This window comes from Stenotrophomonas maltophilia group sp. RNC7 (assembly GCF_030910085.1).
GTDB lineage: Bacteria > Pseudomonadota > Gammaproteobacteria > Xanthomonadales > Xanthomonadaceae > Stenotrophomonas > Stenotrophomonas sepilia.
In genome coordinates, this window is record NZ_JAVFVN010000288.1 from 1 (window position 1) to 844 (window position 844).

Here is an 844-nt window from a genome sequence, read left to right on the forward strand (position 1 = left end):
CAGCACGCAGATCCGCGGCCTGGACGTTGCCGTGCGCAACGCCAACGACGGCATCTCGCTGGCCCAGACCGCCGAAGGCGCGATGGTTGAAATCGGTAATAACCTGCAGCGCATCCGCGAGCTGTCGGTGCAGTCGGCCAATGCTACCAATTCCAGCAGCGACCGCGAGGCACTGGATGCCGAAGTCAAGCAGCTGACCTCGGAAATCGACCGCGTTGCCCGCCAGACCAACTTCAACGGCACCAACCTGCTGGACGGCACGTTCTCCGGCGCCCTGTTCCAGGTGGGTGCTGATTCGGGCCAGACGATCGGCATCAGCAGCGTTGTAAACGCCCGCACCAGCTCGTTGGGTTCGGGTCTGTTCGCTGCAACGCAGACGAGCGATGCCGCAGTGGTGGCTGATGCTGCGGAGTCGGACGGCAAGATCACCGGCATGGAGATCAATGGCGTCGCCATCGCTGACGTGAGCTTCAAGGCCGGCGCAACGGCCAGCGACATCAACAACGGCATCGTCAACGCGATCAATGACAAGATGGACCAGACCGGCGTCTACGCCAAGCTGGACAAGGACGGCAATCTGGAGCTCACCTCGCTGAAATCCGGCAAGGATTTCACCTTCACCGCCGGCACTGCCGACGGCGGCGGCACTCCGGACGCCGACCCCGCCAATCCGCCGGCCGATCTGGCCGTTGACTTCACCGGCATCGGCGGCACTGCCACCGCGGTTGTCGCTTCGGAGAAGAAGACCGTCGCCGACCTGGACATCACCACGGTGGAAGGCGCCCAGCGCGCTCTGTCCATCGTTGACGATGCATTGACTTCGGTGAACTCCTCGCGTGCCGAC

1 protein-coding gene is annotated in these 844 nt (G+C 63.7%); it reads left to right on the forward strand.

From position 1 onward, the window contains the following. On the forward strand, window positions 1–844 hold an 844-nt coding region (locus RCF13_RS04190; RefSeq protein ID WP_308140895.1), incomplete at both ends, for a flagellin hook IN motif-containing protein.